Source organism: Curtobacterium sp. CFBP9011, assembly GCF_034045095.1.
Taxonomy (GTDB): domain Bacteria; phylum Actinomycetota; class Actinomycetes; order Actinomycetales; family Microbacteriaceae; genus Curtobacterium.
This window is the reverse complement of the sequence record NZ_JAXCWN010000006.1, coordinates 135,180-162,002: the sequence shown is the minus strand read 5'-3', so window position 1 is coordinate 162,002 and position 26,823 is coordinate 135,180. Positions and strand designations below refer to the sequence as shown.

The window sequence follows — 26,823 nt, the reverse complement described above, 5'->3', positions numbered from 1 at the left end:
ATGAGGTCCATGCGTTTGCCGCATGTGCGTGGTGTGCCGAGACTAGGCCACATGAACGCCCTCCTCTACGTGCTCGTCGCCTTGACCTGGGGATCGAGCTTCTTCTTCGCGAAGATCGGGCTCGACGGCCTGGCCCCCCAGCAGGTCGCCACCGTCCGCACCGTGCTCGGTGCGCTGACGCTCGTCGTGGTGCTCCTCGTCACGCGCCGTCGCTGGCCGCGGGAGAAGCGGGTCTGGGGGCACCTGCTCGTCGTCGCGGTGTTCCTCAACGCCGTCCCGTCGTCGCTGATGGCGTGGGCGGAGCAGACCGTGCCGTCGGGCCTCGCGAGCATCTACAACGCGACGACGCCGATCATGACGCTGCTCGCGTTGGCCGTGCTGGTCCCCACCGAACGGCTCAGCCGTCGGCAGGTGGCCGGGATCGTCCTCGGCATCGTCGGGGTGCTGGTCCTGGTCGGGCCGTGGGACGTCCTCGGCGACCCGGAGGTCCTGGCGAGCGTCCCCGGCCAGGTCGCGCTGCTCGGCATGACCGCCTCGTACGGCATCGGCCTCGCCTGGCTCCGCCGCTTCGGCGTCGGCGGCGGGTACGACCCGACCACCGTCGCGACGGTGCAGCTCACCCTGGCGGCCGGGTTGATGCTGGTGGTCGCGCCCGTCGTCGCGACCGGTCCGGTGCAGCTGGACTGGAGGATCGTGGGCGCCATGGTCGCGCTGGGTGCCGTGGGCACGGGGCTGGCCTACGCGTGGAACACCCGGCTGGTCGGTGCGTGGGGCGCGGGCCGGGCCTCCACGGTGACCTACCTGACGCCGGTCGTCGGGGTCGCGCTCGGCGTCCTCGTGCTCGGTGAGCCGCTGCGGTGGAACGAGCCCGTGGGCGGGCTGGTCGTGCTCGCCGGGATCGCGTTGGCCTCCGGGATGCTCGGGGCGAGGCGGCGACGGGTCGCGGCCTCGACGGTGTGACCGGCGGCACCACCCGGCCCGTACGCTGGCCGGGTGCCCGACGCCCCGACCACCTCGACGGTCCGCCTGCTGTTCGCGTCCTCGCACCCCGGCCCGACGGTCACCGTCACCGTCCTGGCGGCGGTCATCGCCACCGCCGTCGGGCACCCGTTCTGGGTCGTGCTGCTCGCGGCGCTCGCCGTGGTCGCCGGCCAGCTGTCGATCGGGCTCGCGAACGACTGGATCGACGCCGACCGTGACCGTGCGGTGGGGCGGAGCGACAAGCCGGTCGCCCGTGGCCTGATCGCCGTCGGCACCGTCCGGACCGCCGCGTTCGTGACCGCCGGGGTCGCCGTCGTCCTCTCGCTGTTCCTCGGCCCGGTCGCCGCCGTCGCACACGTCGTCCTCGTCGCGGCCGGCTGGGCCTACGACGCCGGACTGAAGCGGTCCGTCGCCTCGGTGGTGCCCTTCGTCGTGGCGTTCGGGCTGCTGCCGGTCGTCGCGGTCGCCGCCGGTCCCGACGGCGGGTGGCCGGCGACGTGGGCGATCGCCACCGGAGCGGTGTTCGGCATCGCGATCCACTGCACCAACGTCCTGCCCGACCTGGTCGACGACGCGGCCACCGGGGTCCGGGGGTTCCCGCACCGCCTCGGACTGCACGCCTCCGGGATCGTGGCGTTCGGCTCGCTCGTCGTCGCTGCCGTGCTGGTGCTCGTCGGGCAGCTCGGTGGCGACGACCCGGTCCGTGGTGTCGGGGCGGTGCTCGCGGTCCTCGGTGCCGTCGTGGTGGTCGTCCTCGCGGTGGTCGGGGTCCGGCTCGTGCTCACCGGTCCGCCGACACGCACGCTGTTCCGGCTCGTGATCGCGTCGTCGCTCGTGCTCGTCGTCGAGCTCGGGTTCGCCGGAGCCGCCCTCGTGGCCTGAGTCCTGCTCGGGTGCGCCGCTACAGTGCACCATGACCGAAACCACGCCCACCTCCCGCCCGCTCCGGCTCGGGGTGTTGGCCGTCTCCCGGAAGGCCGACGAACGTCGCCTGCCGATCCACCCCGCCCACTTCGGGCGGATCGACCCGGACCTGCGCGCGCAGATGGTCCTGGAGCGTGGGTACGGCGACCGGTTCGGTGTGCCCGACGCTGACCTCGAGCCGCTCGTCGCCGGCATGGCCACGCGCGCCGAGATCATCGCCACCACCGACGTGGTGCTCCTGCCGAAGCCCCTGGCCGCCGACCTCGCCGACCTCCGCGACGGACAGGTGCTCTGGGGCTGGCCGCACTGCGTGCAGGACCAGGAGCTGACGCAGCTCGCGATCGACAAGCGCCTCACCCTGATCGCCTGGGAGGCCATGAACCACTGGCGTGAGGACGGCGGCTTCAGCCTGCACGTCTTCCACAAGAACAACGAGCTCGCCGGGTACTGCTCGGTGCTGCACGGCCTGCAGCTCTGCGGCTCGACGGGGGACTACGGCCGTCGCCTGACCGCCGTCGTGATCGGCTTCGGTGCCACGGCTCGCGGGGCCGTCACGGCGCTGAACGCGCACGGCGTCCACGACGTCCGCGTCCTGACGAACCGGGACATCGCGGCGGTCGGGTCGCCGATCCCGTCGGTCGACATCCTGCAGTTCGAGCACGACGACCACGCGCCCTTCGCGAGCACGGTCCGGACGCCCGACGGCCCGGTGCCGCTGGCGCCCTACCTGGCCGAGAACGACATCGTCGTGAACTGCACGCTGCAGGACCCGAACGCGCCGCTGACCTACCTGCGGACCGAGGACCTCGACGCCTTCCGTCCCGGCAGCCTCATCGTGGACGTGTCGATCGACGAGGGCATGGGCTTCGACTGGGCGCGCTCGACGTCCTTCGCCGAACCGATGGTCACGGTCGGCGACTCGACGAACTACTACGCCGTCGACCACAGCCCGTCACTGCTCTGGAACTCCTCGACGTGGGAGATCAGCGAGGCGCTGATGCCGTTCCTCCGCACCGTGATGTCCGGGCCGTCGGCCTGGGCGGAGTCCGACACGATCCGCCGTGCGATCGAGATCGAGGACGGGCAGGTCCGCAACGACGCGATCCTGGCGTTCCAGGGTCGTGCGGCCGAGTACCCGCACGCGGTCACCGCCTGACGAGGCGACCGGAACGGCGTCTGGCCGAGACACGTCGGTCGGCCCGAGACGCCGCCGAATCCTGCGGCGTCCTGGGCGCTCGGCGGCGTCCTGCACAGACGGGCCCGTCTCGACGGGCCGCCCGTCCGTCCGTCTGTCCGACCGGACCGACTACGCCCACGCCATCGCGTAGAGCCGGCCGAGCGCACCCGAGGTCGGGAGGGCCAGGACGGACCGGAGCAGCGCCTCCCGGCCGACGCCGACCGCGTCCGGGACGGCACGACCGAGGGCCATGTTCGCCTCGGCCTGCCGACCCGCTCGGCGGGCGGCGGCCTGTCGGCGCCGTGCGTAGGACGGCCACGGTCCGGCCTCGCCGGTCCGCACCGCGTCACTGAGCAGGGGCGCGAGGTCCGCCGCGTCCAGCCAGCCGAGGTTCATGCCCTGCCCGCCGATCGGGCTGATCTCGTGGGCCGCGTCGCCGACCAGGACGACGCGTCCCACGCCGATGCGCTCGGCGGTCCGGCGGCGGACACGGAACCCGCTGAGCATCGAGCAGGTGGTCGGGTCGGGTGCGACGCCGGTGCGGTCGCGGACGATCGCGGCCAGCCGGGAGGCCCGACCCGCCTCCGGTGCGTCGGCTGCGGTGGTCGGGGCGGACCCGTCCACGAGCGGGTCGTCGTCCGGGAGGAGCGCGACGTAGCGGCGACGGCCGCGGGGGAGCGGGAAGGACTCGACGACCCCGGCCGGTCCGACGTCGACGAGCGCGGTCGCCCGGGCATCGGCGTCCTCGGGGTCCGCGAAGTCGCCCATCACGTAGCGGTCGGGGTAGTCGCGGCCGGTCGTGCCGATGCCGAGCAGGTCGCGGACGACACTGCGGGCGCCGTCGGCACCGACCACGAACGAGGCCCGGACGCTGACCGTCCGGCCGTCCCGGTCGGTACCGGTCGCGTCGACGTGGTCGGCGTGCCGGTCGAGGCCGACGAGTGCGGTGCCGGTGCGGAGGGCATCCGGCGCGGCGGCGACCAGCCGCTCGCGCAGCAGGGTCTCGGTGCGGTGCTGGTCGAGCGTCGCCACGTACGGGTGGGTGTCAGAGGCCCGGTCGAACGACAGCGCGCCGAGCACCCGGCCGCGGCTGCGGGCGACACCGGTGCGGACGAGCACGGCCTCCTCGAGCACCGGACCGGCCAGGCCGACCTCGGCGAAGGCGTCGAGCGACGGCGGGTGGATGCCGATGGCGCGGGAGCCGACCGGGTCGGTGGTCCGGCGTTCCCACACCTGGACGGCGGTGCCGCGGGCGGCGAGGAGCGCGCCGAGGAACAGGCCGACAGGTCCGCCGCCGACGACGAGGACGTCCGTGGTGTCCGTGGTCACGGGGCGAGCCTACGCAGAGCCGGGCGTGCGGGCGGTCGGGGTGCGGATCGTGACCGGCGGCCGGACCCCCAAAGAGCCCTTTGACGGTCGTGCGGCCCGGCTGCCACGATGCCCTCATGTCCACCGTCGAAGAACTCCGCGCGACCGCCCACCCGATCCGCCTGCGACTGCTGTCCCTGCTGACCGGTGTCGCGATGAGCGCCGCCGAGGCCGGACGCGAACTCGGGCTGTCCCAGGCGAGGGCGAGCTACCACCTCCGGGTGCTCGAGCGCGCCGGGTTGGTCCGGGTCGTCGAGGTCGTCCGACTACGGGGCGGCGAGGCCAAGCGCTACCGGCACGAGACGTCCTCGCTGCCGTTCGACGCCCACCAGGTGCACCCGCTCGACCCGGAAGCGGCCGAGGACCGGCTCGTGTACCTCGACGCCGTCGCCGACGAACTCCGCCGCCGAGCCCGTGCGCACGCCGACGGCCCCGGGGTCACCACGGACGCCGAACTCTGGGTCGACCCGGAGACCTGGCGTCGGGTGGTGCAGCACATCGGGCAGGCGTCCGCGATCCTGCACGCCGCCGCCCGACCACCGCGGACACCCGGCACGCGTCCGGTGTCCGTCACGGCGGCCCTCTTCCCCCTCCGCCGCTCGTGAGCACCACGGTCGACCGGTTCGGTCCGCTCCGGTCCGCGCCCTTCCGGTGGTTGCTGGCTGCGCGGACGACGAGCATCCTCGGCAACGCCGTCGCCCCGATCGCCCTGGCGTTCGCGGTGCTCGACCTGACCGGGTCCGCGGCGGACCTGGGCCTGGTCGTGGCGTCCCGGTCGGTCGCGAACGTCGCCGTCCTGCTGTTCGGCGGGGTGATCGCAGACCGGTTGCCGCGGGACGTGGTCCTGGTCGGGACGTCGTTCGCGGCCGCCGTCACGCAGGGCGCCGTGGCAGCGCTCGTCATCACCGGGTCGGCGAGCATCCCGTCGCTCGTGGTGCTGAGCGTCCTGAACGGAGCGGTCGCCGCCGTCAGCCTGCCCGCCGCGGGAGCACTCGTGCCCGACACCGTCTCCGAGACGCAGCTCCGGCCGGCGAACGCGCTGCTCCGGCTCGGTCTCAACGGCGGGAGCATCCTCGGCGCCTCGGCCGGTGCCGGACTGGTCGCGGTGGTCGGACCCGGGTGGGGGCTCGCCGTCGACGCGGCGGGCTTCGCCGTCGCCGGGGTCCTGTTCGGGCGGATGCGCCTGCCGCGCGGGGCCGCCGAGGCCGGCCGGACGGAGCGCACCTCGGTCGTCGCGGACCTCCGGGAGGGCTGGCGCGAGTTCGTCGGCCGCCGCTGGGTCTGGATCGTGGTGCTGCAGTTCGCCGTGCTCAACGCCGCCTTCGTCGGAGCGACGGCGGTGCTCGGGCCCGTCGTCGCCGACGAGTCGTTCGGCAGGGCGGCGTGGGGCCTCGTCGTCGCCGCGCTGTCGGTCGGGCTCGCGGTCGGCGCGGTGGTCGCGCTCCGCTGGCACCCGCGGCACGCACTCGGCATCGGGGTGGCGCTCATGGTCGTGGCCGCGGTGCCGGTCCTCACCCTGGCGCTGCGCCCCTCCGTGCCGGCGTTGATCGTGTCGTTCGCGGTCGCCGGAGCCGCCATCGAGGTCTTCTCGATCGCCTGGGACCAGTCCCTGCAGACGAACGTGCCGCGGGACGTCCTGGCCCGCGTCTACTCGTACGACGCTGTCGGGTCGGTCGTCGCCGTGCCGTTCGGCGAGGCACTCGTCGGCCCGCTGGCCCACACGGTCGGCACCACGCCGACCCTGCTCGGCTGCGCCGTGCTCATCGTCGTCGCCACCGTGGCGGCTGCGGTGACGCCGAGCGTCCGGCGGGTGACGGTCCTGGAGGCTCGTCCCGCCTGATCCCGCAGGCCCCGGTCCCGCGGGCGGTCACGCCAGGCATGACACCACCCGACACCACACCACCAGACACCACTACAGCCGGCGGCAGGCCAGCCGCCGCTGACCGGGGCCGTCAGCCTGTGGCGGCGCTGCGGGCGGCGCGGTCCTCGGCGACCAGTCGGCGGGCCTCCCGGGCGCGGGCGCGGAGCTTCTCCACGGGGACCTCGACCGCGTAGGTCGCCCCGATCGACACCACGACAGCGGCGGCGAAGAGCCAGACGTTGCCGAACCAGCCGATCGCGAACGTGCCGAGCAGCGCGATGACGAGCGGGTGCCAGAGGTAGGCGGAGTACGACACCCGACGGCCGAACCACGCGATCGGGGTCCAGGACAGCGCCCGGGACACCGGAGTCCGCACCGAGACGAGCCCGCCGATCAGCACCGCGGCGAAGAGCCCGGTCACCGGCATGAGCAGGCCGAAGGTCCAGGCGTGCTCGGTCCAGTCGTCGCCGATCCAGAACTGCACCCCGAGCACCACCGCCGCACCGACCCAGGTGCCGACGTGCCCGGCGAGCCCCGCGGCGAACGCCCGGAACCGGTCGTCGTCGAGCAGCAGGGCGAGCAGGCACCCGGTGGCGAGTGGCACGACACCGAGCACGGGGGAGAAGTACACGTCCGGCGTGGACCCGCCGGAGGGGGTGCGGTAGCTCAGCCAGGTCGCGGCGGAGGCGGCAGCGATCACCGCGGACAGGCCGATGACGAGTGCGCGACGACGGCGTCCGAGAGCGAGCAGGACCACGAGCACCGGCGGCCAGACCAGGTAGAACTGCTCCTCCATCGACAGGCTCCACGTGTGCGCGAACACGCCCTGCGTGGTGTCCCAGAACGACCGGTAGAGGTTGCCCGTGTAGGTGAGGGCGATGAACGCGGCCTCGCCCGCCGAGAACGAGGCGCCCTTGTAGTCGCCGACCCAGTTCCAGAGCAGCAGTCCGGCGACGACGAGGGCGACCAGTGCCGGGTAGAGCCGCAGCAGGCGCTTCCACCAGAACGTGCCGAGTCGCACGGTGCCGGTCTTCCGGCGTTCGCGGAGCAGCAGCGTGGTGATCAGGTAGCCGGAGAGCACGAAGAACACGGTGACGCCGATCCACCCGCCCTCGAACTGCGGCACGTGCAGGTGGTACAGGATCACCATGACGATCGCGACGGTGCGCAGGCCGTCGAGGGCCAGGGCGCGGGAGGCGAGGGGTGCGGGCGCGGTCGACTGTGTGCTGGCGGCTGCGGTCCCCGTCCTGTGGACGGTCGTCGGGGATGGCGCCGGGGCTGCGGTCCGGGTCATCCGGCCAGTGTGCTCCGGCAGTCCATGAACCGGCTCAGTGCTGTCCGGTCCCGGCTGAACGATGGACCACACGACGGACGGGAGGCTCCCCACCGGACCGGTGGGGAGCCTCCCGTCCGTCACGTGGTGACGGCTGTCATGCGGTGGCGGCTACTCCGCCTTCTGTAGCTGCCACGGCTCCGGCTCGCGGTCGCCGTTCGGGCGGACCGGGCGGACATCGCCGACGATCGGGATCGAGCGCTTCCGCATGAACCACACGTAGCGGACGAAGAAGTGGGTCAGCGTCGACATCCGGTTGCCGTTGCCGAGCAGGCTGGTGATGTGGACGAACACCCACGCCGCCCACGCGACCGGCCCGACCATGGTGATCCCGCCACGCAGCTGGGCGACCGCGGCGTTCGTGCCGATCGTCGCCATCGTGCCCTTGTCGAAGTACTTGAACCGCTCGGTCGGCTTGCCGGCCAGGAGCCGCTTGATCTGCTCGGCCGCGTGCTTGCCGCCCTGCAGTGCCGGCTGTGCGAGCTGCGCCAGCGCGCTGTCCTGCGCGGCGATGTCACCGGCCGAGAACACGCGCTCGACGCCCTTGACGCTGAGGTCGTCGTTCACCTGGATGCGACCGCCGTGGGTCTGCGGCAGACCCCAGTTGCCGACCTCCTTGTGCGCCGAGACGCCGGTCGCCCAGATCACCTGGGAGGCCGGGATGACCTCGCCGCCGGCGATCCGGACACCGTCGGGCATGACCTCTTCGACGCCGGCGTTCAGGCGCAGCACGACACCGCGCTTCCGCAGGATCTTCGCCGCGTACCGGCGCAGACGCGGAGCGAACGGCTTGAGCAGCTCGCCGCTGCGGTGCACGAGCGTGATCGAGATGTTGCCGCGCTCGATCTCCGGGTACGCACCCACCAGCGCCTGGTCACGGAGTTCGGCGAGCGCGCCGGCCATCTCGACGCCGGTGGCACCGCCACCGACGATGACGACGCGGATCTCGTCCGGGCCCTGCTTCGCCGCGGCCTGCTCCAGGCGGGTGAAGAGCTCGTCACGGATGCGGAGTGCCTGCGACCGGGAGTACATCGAGTACGCGTACTCGTAGGCACCGGGGGTGCCGAAGTAGCTGGTGTTCACGCCGTTGGCCAGGATCAAGTAGTCGTACTGCAGGTGTTCGCCGTCGGACATCTCGGCGATGCGTTCGTCGTGCCGGATGCCGGTGAGCAGGCCGTGGCGGAAGTCCGCGTTCGACTGGCGGGCTCGCAGGCTGCGGAGGAAGTACGTCACGTCGCCGGCGTTCAGGCCGCCGGTCGCCACCTGGTACATGAGCGGCTGGAACATGTTGTAGACGTGGCGGTCGACGAGCGTGACCCGGACCGGAGCGTCCTTCAGCTCACGCATGGCGGCGATCCCGGCGAATCCACCGCCGACGATGACGACGTGCGGGCGGGTGTCCTGCGGCATGGTGAGCTCCGGTTGTCGTGCGGTCTGGGCCACCCAGAAGGGTACGCCGATCAGGCGTCCCTGCGGTCCACCCCGGCCGACCTCCGGTCTGCGTCCAGCCGGGAGGCGCGGGTCGGGTCCGCCGGCAGCGTCCCGCACCCCGGTCGGCTCAGCTCCCCTGGGGGCTGACGGCGGCGCCGCCCGGCAGCTCCTGCGTGCTGCCGTTGCTCGTGCTGCCGCTCCCGTCGGTCCCGTTCCCGCCGGTTCCGGACTGCCCGCTCCCGGACTGCCCGCGCGGGCCGTACTGGCCGGTGCCCGGGCCGGTGAACGAGGAGACGTTGTGGCTCGCGACCGCGTGCCCGACCGCGAAGCCGACGCCACCGCCGACCAGCAGGGCGCCGAGGCCGATCGCCGCCGCGATGACCGGCCAGAACCACGGCGGGTGCGGGGTGCTCCGACCCGCGGGTGCGGAGCCCGGGCCAGTGGCAGGGGCCGGGGCAGGGGTCGGCGTGCCGTACCAGGACGGTGGGGGCGGCGAGAGGGTGGCGGTCGACGCTGCGGCCGGAGCAGCGGCCCAGGCGTCAGGGCGCTGGTCGTGGCGTTCGTCGGGTCGTCGTTCCGGAGGGGTCGTGTCGGTCATGGCCGTAGTGCACCCCGCGGACCTTGCAGGAGTCGAAGACCCGGCTGTCCCCGCGCTGCGGATCACGGGCTGCGCAGCTCTCCCAGGTGGCGGTCGGCCCCCGGCATAGTCTCGGGGGATGCGCGCGCTGGTGGAGACGGTCCGGGTCCACGGACACCGCGTCCGACTCCGGACGGTGGCGCCCGCGGGCCGCCTGCACGACGCGTTCGCCCCCACCGTCGTCCTGGTGCACGGCATCGGCATGTCGCACCGCTCCTTCCGCCGACTGCAGGCCGCGCTCTCGCGCAGCCACCGCACCGTCGCCGTCGACCTGCCCGGGTTCGGCGGGCTGCCGTACTCCGGCCGTCGTTTCGAGGCCCACGAGTACGCCGACCTCGTCGTCCGGGCGGTCACCGAGCGCGGCGCCGGGGACCTCGTCGTCGTCGGCCAGTCGATGGGCACCCAGGTCGCCGTCGAAGCGGGCCTCCAGCACACCGACGTCGTGTCCTCCGTCGTGCTCATCGGCCCCGTCGTCGACGACCACCGACGCTCGCTGTTCCGGCTCGCCACCGCGCTCGCCGTCGACTGCACGTTCGAGGGCGTCCGGATGAACGCCGTCGTCCTCACCGACTACCTCCGGAGCGCCGCCCAGTACCTCCGCGAGCTCCGACCGATGCGCGACTACCGGATGCTCGTCCGCGTCCGGGCACTCACCGTGCCGGTGCTCGTCCTCCGCGGCGAACAGGACCCGATCGCGAAGCACGACTGGGGACAGCGGGTCGTCGGTGCCGCCTCCCGCGGGGCGCTCGTCGAACTGCCGGGCGGCCATCACGTGCAGGAGCGCCAGCCGGTCGCCGTCGCCCGGCTCATCGAGGAGTTCCGCCGGGTGCAGACCCTCGAAGCCAGTCGCGACGAGGTACCGCGGTGACCGACGCGACCACCGGCGGGAGCGGGGAGACGCGGACGACGGGAGCCGTGCCTCCCGTCCGGGTCGGACTCGTGCGACGTGCGCGGTGGGCGCTGCTGGACTGGGTCTACGCCGCCGTCTGGCAGGTCCGCAGCCTGGGTCCGACCACCGCCGACGACTACCGGACCGGCGACCGCCAGCCCGTCGTCGTCATCCCGGGCGTCTACGAGACCTGGCACTTCATGCGCCCGCTGATGGACGTGCTGCACGACCGCGGCCACCCGGTGCACGTGCTCACCGTCCTCCGGCACAACGTCAAGCCGGTGCCGCTGTCCGCGGAGGAGGTGATGGCGTACCTCGACGAGCACGACCTGCACGGGGCGCTCGTCCTGGCGCACAGCAAGGGCGGCCTCATCGGCAAGTACGCGATGACCCGGCTCGACCCGCACGGCCGCATCGACCGGATGGTGGCGGTGTCGACGCCGTTCGCCGGCTCGAAGTACGCCGTCCTGGCACCCGTCCGGCACCTGCGGGTGTTCCGTGCCGCCGACCCGGTGCTGGCGGGACTTGCCCGGGAGCTCGACGCGAACGCCCGGATCACCTCGGTGTACGCGGTGTTCGACACCCTGATCCCGGGCGGCAGCGAGCTGACGGGTGCCGAGAACGTGCGGCTCGACCTCGGCGGGCACTTCCGGATCCTCGGCGACCGGCGCACGGCGGCGGCCGTCTTGCGGGCCGCGGACGGGGCCTGAGGGTGTCGGTGCCGCTGGTGGTGGCGCTCGGGCCGGCGCTACGCTCAGCCCCGTGGCCAGCCGGAGCATCTACGTCGAGACGGTGATCGACGCCGACGTCGACGCGGTCTGGGCCGCCACGCAGGACCCGCGGCAGCACGTGCGCTGGGACGTGCGGTTCTCCGAGATCGTCCCCGAGCCTGCCGAACCGGACGGATCGGCTCGGTTCACCTACGTCCGTCGGTCCGCCGTCCACGACGTGCACGGCACCGGCATCTCGATCGGGGAGCGGCGTCGCGACGACGGGACGCGCACCTCGGCGCTCCGCTTCGCCACCGAGGACCGGCTGTCCCCGATCCGGACCGGCCGCGGCTACTGGCGGTACCTGCCCACCGACGACGGCCGGACGCGGTTCATCACCGGCTACGACTACGACTCCGGATGGGGGCCGCTCGACCTCGTCGTCCGGCCGCTGCTCGGGTGGGCGACCGCCTGGAGCTTCGACCGGCTCCGCATCTGGCTCGAGGGCGGAGCCGCGCCGGAGGCGTGGCCGCTCGGCAGCGTGCTGGCGGTCTGGCGGCGGGACCGGCCACGGGCCTCCCGGACGCTTCGCGCACCCGCCGGCGGGACGCGTCGAGCCGACCACCTGAGGGACGCCCCGGCGAGCCTGGCGTCCCTCGCCAGGCCCAGTGCGACGACCCGACCCGGAGGAACGGCATGACCTCGGTGTTCCAGGAGGCGCTCGGTGCCGACTTCGACCGGCTGCACCCGATGATGCAGCGCCGGTTCGGCGTCGGACTCGACGCCGCCGAGGCGTGCGTCGGACGCGGTGTCATGCAGTCGATCCGCCGCGGGCCCTGGTGGACGGTGCCGTTCCTGCAGATCGGCCGGCTCCGGAACATCCTGGTCCCCGACGTGGGCGTCGACGTCCCGTTCACGATCGAGAACTACCCGTACCGCGATGCCCTGGGCCGCGAGACGGTGACCTTCGTGCGGACGTACTCCGTCCGCTCCGGCCGCACGGCACGGTTCGACGCGACGATGGTGCTCGTCGACGGCCGGGTGCTCGACTACCTGGGCTCGCACCAGCACCTGGCGGTCGACCTCGACCTGGCCGTCGACGAGCGCGGTGGACTCGTCCTGACCTCGGACGCGCAGCGGTTCCACGAGGGACCGCTGTCGTTCCGGTTCCCGATGCTGTTCAGCGGGCGGGCGACCCTGCACGAGTGGTGGTCGGACGAGGACGAGTCGTTCCACGTCGACCTCGAGGTCCGCAACCGGCTGTTCGGGTTCCTCTTCGGCTACCGCGGGTCGTTCACCTGCGAATGGGTGCCGGCGACGGACGCCCCCGCGCGGTTGAAGCCGCGGCGGACCGAGGCGCGGACGTAGCCCTCCGGGTCAGATGTCGAGGACGCCGTCGACCGCCGCGCGTCGGGACGCGATCTGGCCGGTCGCGATGTCCTCCTCCAGGTACACCGTGACGTACTGCCGGTCGATCGGGTACCCGGCGTCGTCGAAGACCCGGTAACGCCTCCGGAGTCGCAGGAACGGCACCGCCCTGTGTTCGAACGACACGACCACCTCGGTGTCCGGCCAAGAACCCACCACGTCCACCTGCACCGAGCGGTAGTCGCTCCGCACCCGGGTGACCGCGTCGGTGTCGGCGGACCACATGACGCTCGGTTCGCCCAGGCTGGCGAGCTGGTCGCGGACCGCCGCGACACTGCGCTCGACCGTCGCCGCATCCGGTTCCGGCGTCTGCCAGGAGGCTCCGCTCACCCCCGTCAGGTCGAGTCGCCCGACCCAGGGCGCACGTCGGGCCTGGAGCGCGGAGTCCTCTGCGGCCCACGCTGCCTCGACGTCCTCGAGGTCGGCTCCGGCGTTCTCGTCGGTGGCCGGGACGGAGGCACGGTCCTCGGTGACGACGGCCGACGGGATGCCCGCGGCGACGTCGACGACCACCTCACGCGGTTCGTACACGGTGTCCCAGCTGCGCCACGGTCCGCGCTCGCCGAACGGCACCTCGACCTGCCGAGGGCCGGCGGGGTGGAAGCGCAGGGTCATCCGGCCGTCCTCGATCGAGACGCCGTCGACCAGGTGGTCGACCTGCACGATGGTCCGCTCGTCGGCCGGGGTGATCCGGACGATCTCGGTCGGCGGGGTCGGGAGGGGAGCGCTGACCGGGACGCCGTCGTCCGCGTCGTCCTCCTGGTCGTCGTCGCTGCCCGGCTGGCGACCGAAGCTGACGGTCCACTGGCTGGCCGTGCCGACGAACGTCTCGTCGTCGTCGTCGTCACCGTCGTCGGAGTCGGGGCGGTCCTCGTCCTCGTCCTCGTCCTCTTCTTCGTCTTCGTCGTCGTCGTCCGGTTCGGTCCACGTGTCACGGTCGGGCCAGAACGGAGCCACCGGGGCCCATTCGAGCGTCTCGGGGTCGGTGGTGGACAGGCCGGCCTCGTCCTCGTCTTCGTCCTCGTCTGTGCCGCTCGTCCCCTCGGTCCAGAACGAGGCATCACGGGGATCGCCGACCCACAGCCCCTCGGCGTCGACCCCGATCGGCCGCCGGTCGCCGAGTTCCACGGACCGCGGCGGTTGCTCGGGTGACAGGAACACGGCCGTCCGGGACGACTGCTCGATGTCCTCCGACGCGTAGACGATCCACAGGCCGGACGGGCTCGTCCAGATGTCCGTCCGTTCGACCGCACTCGCCGGCAGGGTCGCCGTCGGCCAGGTCAGCCACCGCTGGAACTCGTCGCCCTCGACCACGGCGGCCACTGGCCTGCTCGTGTCCGGGACGATCGTCACCGGTCCGACGGCGACGGCGTCGAGCGGGTCGAGGGGGTCAGGCACTTCGGGCCCGCTGATCACGTCGGTCACGTCGGTCACGCTAGCGGCCTCACCCCCGACCCGTCCCCCCGACCGCCCTCACCGCCCCGCGACGCTCGCGCGCTCGACGATCCGGTGCGGCACGACGACGGTCCGGACCGGCGCCTCCCGGTCCTCGATGCGCCGCTCGAGCAGGTCCAGGGCCGCCGCCGCGAAGTCCCGCCGGTCGAACGACACCGTCGTCAGCGCGGGCACCGCGAACGCCGCTTGGTCGACGTCGTCGAACCCGACGACGCTCACCTGCTCCGGCACGCGGACGCCCCGGCTGGCCAGGACGTGCAGCACGCCGAACGCGATCGAGTCGGTGAACGCGAACACCGCGTCGGGCAGCGGGTTCCGGTCGAGCCACTCGCCGAACGTCCTCGCTGCGGCCGAGGTCGTCCACTCCGGCAGCGGGACCCGCAGGGCCGGGTCGACGGGGACCAGCTGTGCGGCGAGGGCGTCCTCGTGGCCGAGCTGCCGCAGGCGGGCGGTGGCGGTGACCGCGTCGTCCCGCTCGGCACCGACGATCGCGATCCGTCGGTGCCCGCGGTCGAGCAGCATCGTCGTGACCTCGCGCGCCGCCGCCCGGCTGTCGACGTGCACCTGGTCGACGTGCTCCGGTTCGACCTCGCCGATCACGACGGTCGGCGGCAGTCCGGCGGTGTTCGCGAGGGTGCTGGCATCGAGCGACACCGGGTTGAGGACCAGCCCGTCGACCAGGTGCGCCCGCGCCCGCGAGACCAGGTCACGCTCCCGCTCCGGGTCGGTCGCGGTCTGTTCGAGCTGCACGACCAGGCCGCGGTCGTGCGCCAGGACCACGAACCAGCGGGCGAGGTCCGCCGAGTACGCACTCGCGAGCTCCGGCAACGTCACCGCGATCGCGCCGGTCCGGCCGTTCCGCAGCCCCCGGGCGGACAGGTTCGGCACGTACCCGAGTTCGACGACCGCCGCCTCGACGCGGGCGCGGGTCTCCGGGCGCACGACGACACCGCCGTTGACGACGTTGGAGACGGTCTTCGGGGACACCCCCGCGAGGGCGGCCACGTCCCGCACGGTGGGGCGCATGAGAGCACCGTAGCGCGGTGGCGGCAGCCGCTCGGCGGGTCGCCGCGCGGGGGAGCCGGGTCCGTGTCGGACGGGAGGCGCGTCCCGACCGGTCCCGCGCCTCCCGTCCGACGGCGGTCGCGTCGGCAGCCCGTCGTCAGCCGTCAGCCGTCAGCCGGCAGCCGGCAGCCGTCAGTCCGCAGTCAGCCGGACCGCCGTCGGCGCGTCCCGACCGATCGTGACCGTGGACTCCGCGCTGCCGGCGCGCACCGTGTACTCGCCCCGGAACCCGCGCAGCCGTGCGCGCCCGGAGTCGTCCGTGCGGAGGGTCGTCGGCCCCGTCCACCACTCGTCCTTCACCAGGCGATGGAGGGCGTCGTAGGACGGCTTCGGTGTGCCGTCTGCCCGTACCAGGCCGATCGGCGCGTTCAGCCAGGCACCCCGGTCGGTGATGCCCCAGTAGGTGATCGCCTCGACCGCGGGGTGCCCGATCAGGCTGCGGTAGTGCCGTTCCAGCTCGTCGGCCTGGCGTGCCTCACCCTCGGGCGTCGAGGGCCACGAGTCCACCTGGTGGTCGTTGAGGTCGACGATGTGTGCGGGCATCAGGTCGCCGGACACCAGCGAGGTCTCGGTCAGGTGCAGTGGCCGGCCGTACCGGGCGAAGCGGTCCACCATCGCGAGCATGGTGTCCTCGCCCCAGTAGCCCTGGTGCATGTGGGTCTGCAGGCCGATGGCGTCGATGCCGATCCCGGCCTCCAGGACGCCCTCGATCAGGCACTCGTACGCGTCCGACAGGTCGAAGTCGTTGAGCAGCAGGGTCACGGACGGGTTCGTGGCACGGGCCTCGTCGACCGCCATCCGGATCATCGCCAGGCGGCCGCGGGCCAGCGCGAGGGGTGTGATCCCGTTCTCGCCGTTCGCGAAGTGCGGCATGATCACGACCTCGTTGATCGCGTCCCAAGTGTCCACGAGGCCGGTGAAGTCCCGCACCTCGCGGCGGATCCGTTCGCGCTGCAGGCGCTCGACCTCGTCGGTGTCCAGCCCGAGCAACCAGTCCGGCTGCACGGTGTGCCAGACCAGCGGGTGGCCCTTCGTCGCGACGCCGCGGTCACGGAACCACGCGGCGGTCCGCTGCAGCCGCTCGGTGTCGGGGCGGCCGCGTTCGGGTTCGAAGCGGCCCCAGTAGAACGGCAGGGTGGCGGTGTTGAAGACGTCGAGCCAGAGGTCGGCGAGCTCGGGGGTGCCGACGTCGTCGGGGTCGTGCTCGCCGTTCGCGAGGCCGATGAAGTCGAACCCGATGTTGCCGAACCCGAACTCGTGACGCCGCTGTTCCACGACGACCTCGGCGCCCGACCGGGGTGTGCCGTCGGCATCGGTCACGGTGACGATGAGCTCGCCGGTCCGGTGTGCTGTGTCGTGCTGCGTCTCCATCGACGGCCTCCCGCATTTGTTGTGAGCGGGAACTTATCAGGTCGGGGTGGTGGAAGCGAGCGTGTCCCTCCACGTCGGGCATGACGATGTCGGGGTAGGTGCATCGGCGGTCTCCACCTCGTCAGCTCTGCCGGAGCTGGGCACCTCTCTTCTTCCGCTTCTCTCGGCGGAGGAGCCATGTCCAGCAGGCAGCGCCAACAGCGCTGAGCCCGAGGCCGATGATTCCGATCTGCACCTCAACGCCGAGGTTGTGCCGGTAGGTGGCGAGGATCTTGTCCGAGCGGACGCCAGCGTGGTCGACGTCAGTCGGGTCGTACATCACCTGCAGCCGTTCACCGACCGTGTAGTAGTCGTTGCAGGCGGGGTGGTTCGTCAGCTCCCACCTGTGGGGTGAACCGTTGGCCTCACCTTTCACGATGGGGATGCATTCGGTGTGGCCTCCGGTCTTGCCTGCGCCGGAGTAGTGCCGTACGTCGATGTCGATGACGGTCCCCGTGGTGACCTCGCTGATGCTGCGCAGGTGCGAGTCAGCGTGCATGGCGTGGTTGTCCGCGACGAGACCGAACACGGAGCCGAAGACGGACACGACACCGAAGACCGGGGCGACGATGAACCCGGCGAGGAACAGTGCTGCGCCGCCGAGGAACTTCCAGGTGTACCTGTCTCGGAACCACGGCTTCGTCGTTGCCGTCGGCTCGGTCATGCGCGTTTCGCTTTCTTCCGCCTGGAGGTGATGACCTGCATGGCGAACAGGATGCCGTCAACACCGAACGCCGGTCCACCGGTCGCGGCGAGGAGGAGGTCGTCCCGGTCAGTTCCGACAGCAGCGCCCGGTCGACGATCGGCTCGAGGGACGCCGCTGCGGTCACCGCTCACGCGTGCGGGCTGAACCCGTTCGCTGCAGTCTGGAGAAGTCCGCGTCACAGGATCTCGAGGACTCCGAATGCGGCGACGCCGAGACCCGCGACGCATCCGAAGATGCCGACGACCGTCACGAGGTACGCGAACACCAACGCGTCACCCGCAACTCGAGCTCGCTCCAGTGCCCGCGCTGCCAGGAGCGTCGCCACGACAGCCACCGGGAACGAGGCCATCCAAGTGATGCCCTGGGCCCGATCAGCAGCCATGACGTCGGCGGGCGGCGCACGAAGGATCCCGCGGCCGCTCTCGTCGGTAGCTCGGTACGCAGCATCGATCGGAGCGGTGTGCATGTACGCCAGGACGCACGCCAACGCCTGGCCAGCGATGAGGACGAGGGCGATGGAAGGCATGCCCCACGCGAACACCCGCGCACGTCGAATCTGACTCACGCATCGAGCCTGGCGCAACCGACACCAGTGGGGGATCCGTCGAAGGAGTGAGAGAACCGTCGCGGTAGCGGATGGTTCAGTGAGACCAGAGCGCCCTCACTTGTCGAGGTAGTACCCGAGATGGACGTACGAGCCTTGGTCGCAGCGTCCCTCGAGATCGATCTACTGATCGCCGTCTGACTGCGTGGTCCTGCAGAGCTCAAGCGACACCGGTCCCTTGCCTGACCAGTCGTTGCGTGAGGGCGAGAACGCCGAATCTGCGTCGACGAACCCGCTGCGTCTCGCCTCCGCGAACAAGCGCGGTGCATCGGGGACACACGCCACAGCCCACGCTTCGAATGACTTGAGCGTATGCCGTGTGCCAGAGGCGACGAGGTGGGCGCCTCGCGGGAGCACCGTGCCGGTTTTCTCCTCGACAGCCGACCGAGAGAGACGCACGCAGTCGTCGCTCACCGACTTGCATGTGCTGCCGCCGGCGACCTGGACTGGTGCCGGCGAGCGTTGGATCGCGGTACCCACTGTCGCCGCCACAACCGAGGCGACCCCGCCTTGCAGGAGCACCAGAGCGACGAGCGCGCCGAGCAGCAGTCGTGTCTCCGACTAGGGCTTCGCCCCGTTCCCGAACGACCCGTGCAGCGTCGTCCCGGCGAACGCGGTTCCGTCGATCACCCCGTGTACCCGCGCGAGCGTGGCGTCGTCCGCCGGGGAGACCCCGATCGTGAGCGAGCCGTAGTCGATGCGCATCGTCTGCGGGATGCTCGCCTCGAGTCCGGTCACGCCTGGCGTGGCGGCGAGCGTCGCCAGTCCGGACGCAACACCGAGGGCCGTTTCGTCAGGGATCTGCTGGTCGAACGTGCCCGAGTAGGTGACGGTGGAGAGGACGTGTCCCGGCCCGGCCGGCACCTGCAGCGTGAGGGTGACACCGGTCCAGGCGATACGCTCCGCCATCGCGACCGGGACCGCCATCGCTTCCGACGGGGTTGCGTCTGGGTCCATCGTGACCACGAAGGCGCTCGAGAACGAGTGCGTCTCGGTCGCACCGACCGGGGGCGTGGGACGAGTCGAGGGCGTGGGCACCGGCGGGAGCATGGGATCGTCCGGGGAGACACCGCCGTTCGGCGGCGGTGCGGCCGGGCCGGCGTCGCGGTTGTCCCATGCGTCGAGGCCGGGCGGCGTGACGTCCGTTCCGTCGGCGGCCGTGTAGCGCTGGTGCAGCTCGATCCGGTTCGTCGCGCTCGCGACGCCGGGGCTCGCCTGCACGGTGCGGAGTGCATCGTCGAGCGTGGACGCGACCTGCGGGTCCAGCTGCGGGACCGCCGCCGTCGTGGCGGAGGAGGCCGTGCCTCCCGGCCCGGCTGCGCACCCCGCGACCGAGACGAGCGTGATCACGAGGGCTGCGGTGACGGCGGCGGTTCGCTGGAGCATCATCCGACCGTACGGGCCCAGACGACCCGACGCATCGACCGTTCGGCGGGGATCGCGTGAGACAGTGCTCGGCCGGACACGACCAAGTCCGGCCGAGCACTGTCTCGACGGGCGATCGGCCGACGAGACGTTCCATGGGTTCGACTGAGTGCCATGGGCCCGCGAAACGACCGACTGCCCGTCGTCTGTGAGAGACGCCGCCGGGTGCGGGAGACGCCGCCAAATGTGGCGGCGTCTCGGGAGGATCGCGGTGTCTCGCGCAGACGCCGGCGTTTCGCGGTGCGGACGGGAGGCGCGGGGCGAGCGGGCTACGCGCCTCCCGTCCGTCGCCCCGTCCGTGGGAAACGCCGCCGAGTGTCGGAGACGCCGCGGAATGTGGCGGCGTCTCGCGACGTCCGCGGCGTCTCGCGAAGACGCCGGCGTCCCGCGCCCGGGCCCTCAGGAACCGGGCGGGGGCGGCGCCGTGCTCGCGCGGACCACGAGCGACGCCGGCAGCTGCACGTGCGCGGGCACGTCGCGGCCGCCGAGCAGTTCCAGCAGCATGCGGAGTGCCTCGGCACCGAGGTCGTGCAGCGGCTGCGCGACCGTCGTCAGCGGGGGAGTTGCGTTCGCGGCCTGGGGGACGTCGTCGAAGCCCACGACGGACAGGTCCTGCGGCACGCGGAGCCCGAGTTCGCCGGCGACCTGCAGGACCCCGATCGCCGAGCTGTCGTTCGCGGCGAACACCGCGGTCGGCCGGTCGTGGCGGGAGAGCAGCTCGCGGGCGACCTCGGCGGTGGCGGCGGTCTGGTAGTCGCCGACGCACACCAGGTCGGGGTCGAAGGGGATGCCGGCAGCCTCGAGGGACTGGCGGTACCCGAGCTCGCGCAGTTCGGCCGAGGCCAGGTCGGCACGTCCGCGGATGTGCGCGATCCGGCGGTGTCCGAGGGCGATGAGGTGCTCGGTCGCGGCCCGCGCCCCGCCGACGTTGTCGGAGTCGATCGCGGCGTGGCCCTCGGGTCCGGTGTGCGGGTCGATCGACACGACGGGGATCGGGGTGCTCGCCATGAGGGTGGTGGGGGTGACGACGATCGCGCCGTCGATCAGGGTGCCGGCGAGCCGGGAGAGTGAGCGGCGCTCCCAGCCGGGGCGTGCCTCGCCGCTGACCAGTCCGGCGTAGGCGAGCAGTTCGTACCCGGTGCCGTCGGCGGCGGACGAGATGCCCTTGAGCAACTCGGTCGAGAACGGCTCGAACTCGGTGACCAGGATGCCGATCACGTCCGTGCGGCTGCGGCGGAGACTGCGGGCGACCAGGGAGCTCTCGTAACCGAGCGACTCGATCACCGCGAGCACGCGTTGGGAGGTGGCGGCGGCGACGCCATCGCGTCCGTTGATGACCTTCGAGACGGTCGGGACGGAGACCCCGGCAGCCCGCGCGACATCGCTGATGGTGGTCCGCCCCCGCAGGGGAGCCGGACGGGCGATGGCATCCACGTCGACACCGTACCCCGCCGAGGGGTCCTCAGCCGCGGACCGCCACGGACCGAAATCGTTATCGAAATCGATTGACAAGCCGAATGAGCGCCAGGCATGCTCTCCGTGCGGCCTCGCGGTCGCATGTCAACGACGACTACCGAGGGACTCCACAATGACGAGGAAGAACAGGTTCGCGGCGGCCATCGCCATCGCAGCCGGCACCGCACTGCTCGCCACGGGCTGCTCGAGCGGCGGAGCCGCCGACGACGGCAGCGGCAACGGCAAGGTCACGATGACCTTCTGGCACAACTCCACCACCGGTCCGGGCAAGGCCTACTGGGCCGACACGGTCAAGGCGTTCGAGAAGAAGAACCCCAACGTCACGATCAAGATCCAGGCGATCCAGAACGAGGACCTGGACGGCAAGCTCCAGACCGCGCTGAACTCCGGCGACGGCCCCGACGTCTTCCTGCAGCGCGGTGGCGGCAAGCTCAACGCCATGATCAACGCCGGGCAGCTGCTCGACATCAAGGACTCGATCAGCGCCGACGCCAAGAAGTCGATCAGCGCCGGCACGTTCTCGGGCTACGACGCGAAGGACGGCACCTACGCCATGCCCGTCGCCGTGCTCCCCGAGGGCATCTGGTACTCGAAGGACCTGTTCGAGAAGGCCGGCATCACGGGCACGCCCACCACGATGGACGAGCTCAACGACGACATCGCCAAGCTCAAGGACTCCGGCGTCGACCCGGTCGCCGTCGGTGCGAAGGACGCCTGGCCCGCCGCGCACTGGTACTACAACTTCGCGCTCCGCGCCTGCAGCGAGAAGACCCTGACCGGTGCCGCCGAGTCGCTGAAGTTCGACAACGCCTGCTGGACCAAGGCCGGGAAGGACCTCGAGGCCTTCAACGACACCAAGCCGTTCAACGACGGCTTCCTCACCACCGCCGCACAGCAGGGCGCCGGCAGCTCCGCCGGTCTCCTCGCCAACCACAAGGCGGCCATGGAACTCATGGGCGCGTGGGACCCGGGCGTGATCTCCTCCCTGACCCCGGACGCCAAGCCGCTGCCGGACCTCGGCTGGTTCCCGTTCCCCGCCGTGTCCGGCGGCAAGGGTGACCCCAAGTCGATGATGGGTGGCGTCGACGGCTACTCCTGCACCGCGAAGGCCCCGAAGAAGGCCTGCACCGACTTCCTCAACTTCATCGTGCAGAAGGACAACCAGGAGGGCTACTACAAGGCCTTCCAGGCGATCCCCGTCAACCAGGACGCTCAGTCCGTCGTGTCGGAGTCGTACCTGAAGACGGCGCTCGCCGCGTACAAGGACGCCCCCTTCGTGTCGCAGTACCTCGACACCCTCTACGGCCAGAACGTCGGCAACGCGCTGAACACCAGCGTCGTGGACGTCCTCGCCGGCAAGGGCACCGCCAAGGACATCGTCACCACCACCAACCAGGCTGCGGCCAAGGGCTGACCATGACCCTCGACACCTCGCTCGGCACGGACCCGGCCACCGGGTCGGACCGCGGCGCGGGGTCCACGCAGGCGGGGCGCGGTGCCTCCACGGCACCGCGCCCCGCCGGGCGTCGGCCCGCCAAGCGGCTCGCGGACTGGCGGCAGCGCGCGGAGATCGCCGTCCTCGCCGGACCCGCCGTGATCGTCTTCGTCACGTTCGTGATCCTGCCCGTGGCCATGGCCGCGTACTACGGGTTCTTCAAGTGGCAGGGCTACGGCCCGCCCACCGACTTCGTCGGCCTGCAGAACTACGTCATCATCTTCCAGGACCAGGCCTTCCGGTCGGTCCTCATGCACAACGGCTTCATCGTCGTCCTGTCGCTGGTGTTGCAGGGCCCGATCGCCATCGTCCTCGCGCTGCTGCTCAACCAGAAGATGCATGGCCGTGGTCTCATCCGCGTCCTGGTCTTCGTGCCGTACGTGATCTCCGAGGTCATCGTCGGCACCGGCTGGAGCCTGCTGCTGCAGTCGAACGGCGCCGTGAACGACCTGCTCCAGGGCATCGGGCTCGGTGGTCTCCGCGCGGACTGGTTGTCCAACCCGGACATCGCCATATGGACGCTGCTCGTGATCATCTCGTGGAAGTACATCGGCTTCGCGGTGATCCTGTTCCTCGCCGGCCTGCAGAGCATCCCCGAGGAGCTCTTCGAGGCCGCCGCGATCGACGGTGCCGGCTACTGGCAGATCCAGCGGCGCATCACGCTGCCGCTGCTCGGACCGACCATCCGCATCTGGGCGTTCCTGTCGATCATCGGGTCGCTGCAGCTGTTCGACCTCGTCTACATCATCTGGGGGCAGTACATCGCCTCCACCGCAGGCACGTCGACCATGGCGACCTACATGGTGGCGAACGGCCGTACTTCCGGGAACTACGGGTTCGGCAGCGCCGTCGCCGTCGTGATGTTCATCATCTCCCTGGCCGTCGCGCTCATCTACCAACGATTCGTGCTCCGCCGGGACACCGCCGGTGCGATCACCGAAGGGAAGAAGTGATGGCCACCACGAGCATCGTCGCCCCCGGGCGCCGGGCGACGCGTGACCGCCGGTCGAGCGCGGCCATCGGTCGCGCCAACCCGCTCACCTACGTCGTGGCGATCCTGTTCGTCGCCGCGAACCTCGCCCCGGTGCTGTACATCGTGCTGGGCGGCTTCCGGACGAACTCGCAGATCACCACCAGCCCCGCCGGTCTGCCGGCTCCGTTCGAACTGGGCAACTACGGCTCGGTCCTCGGCAGCTCGATCTTCTGGCGGGAACTGGGCAACTCGGCGATCAGCGCGATCGCGACGACCGTCGGGGTCGTCGTGCTCGGCCTGATGGTCAGCTACATCCTGGCCCGCTACCGGTTCGCCGGCCGCGGTGCCCTGTACGCCCTGTTCGCCGCTGGCCTGATGTTCCCGATCACCGTCGCGATCACCCCGCTGTACCTGCTCATCAAGGACCTGGGCCTGACGGACAGCCTGGCCGGTGTGATCCTGCCGCAGATCGCCTTCGCCCTGCCGACGACCGTCATCATCCTGGTGCCGTTCCTGCGGGCGATCCCCGACGAGCTCGAGGAAGCGGCGTCCATCGACGGTGCCAGCCGCCTCGGGTTCTTCTTCCGGATGATCGTGCCGCTGTCCCTGCCGGGCGTCGTCACCGTCGGGATCCTGGCGTTCATCGCCAGCTGGAACAGCTACATCCTGCCGCTGTTCATCCTCAACAACGAGGGCAGCTACACGCTGCCGCTCGGTGTGCAGGCGTTCTCGTCGCAGTACTCCGTCGACACGGCGAAGGTGCTGGCGTTCACGTCCATGTCGATGATCCCCGCGCTGGTCTTCTTCACGATCTTCCAGCGCCGGATCGTCGGCGGCCTCACCGGGGCGGTCAAGGGATGACGATCACCAACGAACCCCGACAGGTCGACACTGTCCGCACCGAACTGTCGGACCCGGCCACGGGCCTCCCGGCCGTCCCCGAGGTGAGCGACCGTGTCCGCGACCTGCTCGCCCGGATGACGCTCGAGGAGAAGACGGCGCAGATCGTCGGCTACTGGCTCGATCAGAACGGCGTCGTCGCGCCCATGCAGGGCGAGATGGCGGCCGCGCAGGACGACCGGGCCACGCTGCCCGACGTCACCCGTGACGGCATCGGGCACTTCACCCGCGTCTACGGCACCCGCCCGGTCGACGCCGAGGAGCGAGCCGCCTGGCTCTGGCAGGAGCAGCGCCGCCTGAAGCGGGAGACGCGGCTCGGCATCCCCGCCCTCGTGCACGAGGAGTGCCTCACCGGACTGGCCGCCTGGAAGGCCGCGACCTTCCCGACCCCGCTCGCGTGGGGTGCCTCGTTCGACCCGGAACTCGTCGAACAGGTCGGCCGCGCGATCGGCGACTCGATGCGCGAACTCGGCATCCACCAGGGTCTGGCCCCGGTGCTCGACGTCGTCCGCGACCCCCGCTGGGGCCGCGTCGACGAGTGCATCGGCGAGGACCCGTACCTGGTGGGCACGGTCGGCACCGCCTACGTCCGCGGCCTGCAGGACGCCGGCGTGCACGCCACGCTGAAGCACTTCCTCGGCTACTCGGCGTCCCGCGCCGGACGCAACCACGCGCCCGTCTCCGCCGGGCCGCGTGAGATCCGCGACGTGTTCCTGCCGCCGTTCGAGATGGCACTGCTCGACGGGGGTGCCCGGTCGGTGATGAACTCGTACACCGAGACCGACGGCGTCCCGATGGCCGCGAACCCCGAGTACCTGACGGGCGTGCTCCGCGAACAGCTCGGCTTCGACGGCACCGTCGTCGCGGACTACTTCGCGATCGCGTTCCTCGAGGTCATGCACGCCGTCGCCGCCGACCGTGGGGAAGCGGCGGCGCTCGCCCTCGAGGCCGGCATCGACGTCGAGCTGCCCACCGGCGACGCGTACCTGCAACCGCTGCTCGAGCGCGTCCGGTCCGGCCAGCTCGACGAGGCGTACGTCGACCGTGCGGTCCTCCGTGCCCTCGCGCAGAAGGAGGCCCTGGGCCTGCTCGACCCCGAGGCGTACGAGGACGAACCGCCCACCGGCGTCGACCTCGACTCGCCCCGGCACCAGGCGCTCGCCCGACGTCTCGCCGAGGAGTCGATCGTGCTGCTCGGCAACGACGGGGTCCTGCCGGTCCGGCAGGCCCCCGGCACGGTCGCCGTCATCGGCCCGAACGCCGACCGGGCCGAGGCGCTGCAGGGCTGCTACTCGTTCGCGAACCACGTCCTGGCCGCCCACCCCGGTCTGCCGCTCGGGTTCTCGATCCCGACGGTCGCCGAGGCGCTGACCGACGCGTTCGCCGGCGCGTCGGTCCGGGTCGTCGAGGGCTGCACGGTCGAGGGGGAGGACCGGACTGGCATCGCCGACGCCGTCGCCGCCGCGACGGAGGCCGAGCTCGCCGTCGTCGTCGTCGGCGACCAGGCCGGCCTGTTCGGCCGTGGCACGGTCGGCGAGGGCAACGACTCCGAGTCGCTCGACCTGCCCGGCGTGCAGCGCGAACTGGTGGAGGCCGTGGTCGCCACCGGCACGCCGGTCGTCCTGGTGCTCCTCACCGGCCGGCCGTACACCGTCAGCTGGGCGCTCGACGGCGAGGGGCCGCGGCCCGCCGCCGTCCTGCAGGCGTTCTTCCCCGGTGAGGGCGGCGGGCTCGCGATCGCCGACGTCGTCACCGGTCGGGTGAACCCATCCGGTCGACTGCCGGTGTCCTTGCCCCGCTCCGCCGGCGCGCAGCCGTACTCGTACCTGCACCCGGCCCTCGGCGGACCGTCGGACGTCACCGCGACCGACTCCACCCCGGTGCGGCCGTTCGGCTTCGGCCTGTCGTACGCGTCCTTCGAGTACGCCGACCTGGTCGTCGACGAGTCGGTCCGTGCCGGGTCGGCGTTCACCGCCAGCGTCACGGTGACGAACACCGGCTCGGTCGCCGGCGCCCACGTCGTGCAGCTGTTCGGGCACGACGTCGCCGGATCGGTCACCCGTCCGGTCGTGCAGCTGCTCGGTTACGCCCGCGTCGACCTCGACGCCGGCGCGTCCGTGCGGCTCGGGTTCACCGTCCCCACCACCCGCCTGGCGTTCAGCGACCGGCGCATGGTCCGGATCGTGGAACCCGGCGACGTGGAGGTCTGGGTCGGCTCGCACGCGGCGGCCTCGGCCTCCGTGGCGGACGCGGACACCGCGACCGGTGGCGTCATCGTCAACGAGCGCGCCACCGCGGCCCGGGTCCTGCCCGGCACCGCGACACCGCGAGCGCTCCTCGCGGTCGAGGGACCGGTGCACGAGGTCACCACCCGTGACGCGCGACTCGTCGCGTGGGAGGTCGTCGGCTGACGGGGAACCGGCCGGTGACGGCCACCGCGGGGGAGCGCGGGGCCGTCGGACGGGAGGCCCGTGACCAGCTGGTCACGGGCCTCCCGTCCGTCATGGGGCCGGGTGCCGATCCGGATCCGTGGTGGCGGTGGTCGGCCCTGTCGCCACGGGGTGTGCGCGGGCTA

24 protein-coding genes are annotated in these 26,823 nt (G+C 71.9%); 13 read left to right on the top strand and 11 right to left on the bottom strand.

Annotated features, from left to right (window positions below):
- Window positions 1-51: 51 nt before the first annotated feature.
- The 3 genes from SOM35_RS13655 to SOM35_RS13645 are packed head-to-tail and all read left to right on the top strand — an operon-like array spanning window position 52 to window position 3,061.
- Window positions 52-960 carry a DMT family transporter gene (locus SOM35_RS13655; protein WP_320515830.1) on the top strand — a complete coding sequence of 303 codons (909 nt, stop codon included), beginning with the start codon at window positions 52-54 and terminating at the stop codon, window positions 958-960.
- Window positions 961-993: 33 nt separating this feature from the next.
- Window positions 994-1,863: a UbiA family prenyltransferase gene (locus SOM35_RS13650; protein WP_320515829.1), complete on the top strand. Its 870-nt coding sequence runs from the start codon at window positions 994-996 to the stop codon at window positions 1,861-1,863.
- A 31-nt stretch (window positions 1,864-1,894) separates the two neighbouring features.
- On the top strand, window positions 1,895-3,061 hold the full coding sequence (locus SOM35_RS13645) for a N(5)-(carboxyethyl)ornithine synthase (RefSeq protein ID WP_320515828.1): 1,167 nt from the start codon (window positions 1,895-1,897) through the stop codon (window positions 3,059-3,061).
- A 150-nt stretch (window positions 3,062-3,211) separates the two neighbouring features.
- Here SOM35_RS13645 and SOM35_RS13640 read toward each other — a convergent pair whose 3' ends face one another.
- Window positions 3,212-4,411 carry an FAD-dependent oxidoreductase gene (locus tag SOM35_RS13640; RefSeq protein WP_320515827.1) on the bottom strand — a complete coding sequence of 400 codons (1,200 nt, stop codon included), beginning with the start codon at window positions 4,409-4,411 and terminating at the stop codon, window positions 3,212-3,214.
- Window positions 4,412-4,527: 116 nt separating this feature from the next.
- Here SOM35_RS13640 and SOM35_RS13635 point away from each other — a divergent pair, with 116 nt between their 5' ends.
- The gene (locus tag SOM35_RS13635) at window positions 4,528-5,055 is read left to right on the top strand and encodes a helix-turn-helix domain-containing protein (protein WP_320515826.1); all 528 of its coding nucleotides are present in this window, start codon (window positions 4,528-4,530) and stop codon (window positions 5,053-5,055) included.
- Window positions 5,052-6,290 carry an MFS transporter gene (locus tag SOM35_RS13630; RefSeq protein WP_320515825.1) on the top strand — a complete coding sequence of 413 codons (1,239 nt, stop codon included), beginning with the start codon at window positions 5,052-5,054 and terminating at the stop codon, window positions 6,288-6,290. The genes SOM35_RS13635 and SOM35_RS13630 overlap by 4 nt, the downstream gene beginning before the upstream one ends.
- 112 nt (window positions 6,291-6,402) lie before the next feature.
- Here the strand turns inward: SOM35_RS13630 and SOM35_RS13625 are convergent, their stop codons facing one another.
- The 3 genes from SOM35_RS13625 to SOM35_RS13615 form a co-directional block, all read right to left on the bottom strand.
- On the bottom strand, window positions 6,403-7,605 hold the full coding sequence (locus SOM35_RS13625; RefSeq protein WP_320515824.1) for an acyltransferase family protein: 1,203 nt from the start codon (window positions 7,603-7,605) through the stop codon (window positions 6,403-6,405).
- A 150-nt stretch (window positions 7,606-7,755) separates the two neighbouring features.
- The gene (locus SOM35_RS13620) at window positions 7,756-9,087 is read right to left on the bottom strand and encodes an NAD(P)/FAD-dependent oxidoreductase (RefSeq protein ID WP_253464423.1); all 1,332 of its coding nucleotides are present in this window, start codon (window positions 9,085-9,087) and stop codon (window positions 7,756-7,758) included.
- 115 nt (window positions 9,088-9,202) lie between these two features.
- Window positions 9,203-9,673 carry a hypothetical protein gene (locus SOM35_RS13615; protein WP_320515823.1) on the bottom strand — a complete coding sequence of 157 codons (471 nt, stop codon included), beginning with the start codon at window positions 9,671-9,673 and terminating at the stop codon, window positions 9,203-9,205.
- A 118-nt stretch (window positions 9,674-9,791) separates the two neighbouring features.
- On the opposite strand from SOM35_RS13615, the gene SOM35_RS13610 reads away from it, so the two are divergent.
- The 4 genes from SOM35_RS13610 to SOM35_RS13595 are packed head-to-tail and all read left to right on the top strand — an operon-like array spanning window position 9,792 to window position 12,679.
- Complete coding sequence (locus SOM35_RS13610) at window positions 9,792-10,580, top strand: alpha/beta fold hydrolase (protein WP_320515822.1); 789 nt, start codon at window positions 9,792-9,794, stop codon at window positions 10,578-10,580.
- Window positions 10,577-11,311 carry an esterase/lipase family protein gene (locus SOM35_RS13605; RefSeq protein ID WP_320515821.1) on the top strand — a complete coding sequence of 245 codons (735 nt, stop codon included), beginning with the start codon at window positions 10,577-10,579 and terminating at the stop codon, window positions 11,309-11,311. Before SOM35_RS13610 ends, SOM35_RS13605 begins: the two co-directional genes overlap by 4 nt.
- A gap of 52 nt (window positions 11,312-11,363) precedes the next feature.
- Entirely contained in the window at window positions 11,364-12,011 is a 648-nt protein-coding gene (locus SOM35_RS13600) for an SRPBCC family protein (RefSeq protein WP_320515820.1), read from the top strand.
- The gene (locus SOM35_RS13595) at window positions 12,008-12,679 is read left to right on the top strand and encodes a DUF4166 domain-containing protein (protein ID WP_320515819.1); all 672 of its coding nucleotides are present in this window, start codon (window positions 12,008-12,010) and stop codon (window positions 12,677-12,679) included. The genes SOM35_RS13600 and SOM35_RS13595 overlap by 4 nt, the downstream gene beginning before the upstream one ends.
- A 9-nt stretch (window positions 12,680-12,688) precedes the next feature.
- Here the strand turns inward: SOM35_RS13595 and SOM35_RS13590 are convergent, their stop codons facing one another.
- From SOM35_RS13590 to SOM35_RS13560, 7 genes are all read right to left on the bottom strand, one after another.
- Entirely contained in the window at window positions 12,689-14,164 is a 1,476-nt protein-coding gene (locus SOM35_RS13590; RefSeq protein ID WP_320515818.1) for a hypothetical protein, read from the bottom strand.
- 48 nt (window positions 14,165-14,212) lie between these two features.
- Window positions 14,213-15,220 (bottom strand): LacI family DNA-binding transcriptional regulator, encoded by a 1,008-nt coding sequence (locus tag SOM35_RS13585; protein ID WP_320515817.1) that lies wholly within the window; start codon window positions 15,218-15,220, stop codon window positions 14,213-14,215.
- 171 nt (window positions 15,221-15,391) lie between these two features.
- On the bottom strand, window positions 15,392-16,630 hold the full coding sequence (locus SOM35_RS13580) for an endo-1,4-beta-xylanase (protein WP_320515816.1): 1,239 nt from the start codon (window positions 16,628-16,630) through the stop codon (window positions 15,392-15,394).
- Between the two features lie 121 nt (window positions 16,631-16,751).
- Window positions 16,752-17,333 carry a hypothetical protein gene (locus SOM35_RS13575; protein ID WP_320515815.1) on the bottom strand — a complete coding sequence of 194 codons (582 nt, stop codon included), beginning with the start codon at window positions 17,331-17,333 and terminating at the stop codon, window positions 16,752-16,754.
- A 217-nt stretch (window positions 17,334-17,550) separates the two neighbouring features.
- Window positions 17,551-17,901 (bottom strand): hypothetical protein, encoded by a 351-nt coding sequence (locus tag SOM35_RS13570; RefSeq protein WP_320515814.1) that lies wholly within the window; start codon window positions 17,899-17,901, stop codon window positions 17,551-17,553.
- 639 nt (window positions 17,902-18,540) lie between these two features.
- Window positions 18,541-19,365, bottom strand: a complete 825-nt coding sequence (locus SOM35_RS13565; protein WP_320515813.1) for a hypothetical protein — start codon at window positions 19,363-19,365, stop codon at window positions 18,541-18,543.
- A 438-nt stretch (window positions 19,366-19,803) separates the two neighbouring features.
- Window positions 19,804-20,838, bottom strand: a complete 1,035-nt coding sequence (locus SOM35_RS13560) for a LacI family DNA-binding transcriptional regulator (protein ID WP_253464395.1) — start codon at window positions 20,836-20,838, stop codon at window positions 19,804-19,806.
- Window positions 20,839-20,992: 154 nt separating this feature from the next.
- On the opposite strand from SOM35_RS13560, the gene SOM35_RS13555 reads away from it, so the two are divergent.
- From SOM35_RS13555 to SOM35_RS13540, 4 genes are read left to right on the top strand one after another with little or no spacing between them, the layout of a single operon-like run.
- Window positions 20,993-22,294, top strand: a complete 1,302-nt coding sequence (locus SOM35_RS13555) for an ABC transporter substrate-binding protein (protein WP_253464392.1) — start codon at window positions 20,993-20,995, stop codon at window positions 22,292-22,294.
- 2 nt (window positions 22,295-22,296) lie between these two features.
- Window positions 22,297-23,328, top strand: coding sequence for a carbohydrate ABC transporter permease (locus SOM35_RS13550; RefSeq protein ID WP_111074509.1), 1,032 nt, complete (start codon window positions 22,297-22,299; stop codon window positions 23,326-23,328).
- A complete protein-coding gene (locus SOM35_RS13545) occupies window positions 23,328-24,209 on the top strand; it encodes a carbohydrate ABC transporter permease (RefSeq protein WP_290155914.1) in 882 nt (293 codons plus the stop codon). The genes SOM35_RS13550 and SOM35_RS13545 overlap by 1 nt, the downstream gene beginning before the upstream one ends.
- Entirely contained in the window at window positions 24,206-26,659 is a 2,454-nt protein-coding gene (locus SOM35_RS13540; protein WP_320515812.1) for a beta-xylosidase/alpha-l-arabinosidase, read from the top strand. Before SOM35_RS13545 ends, SOM35_RS13540 begins: the two co-directional genes overlap by 4 nt.
- Window positions 26,660-26,823 lie beyond the last annotated feature (164 nt).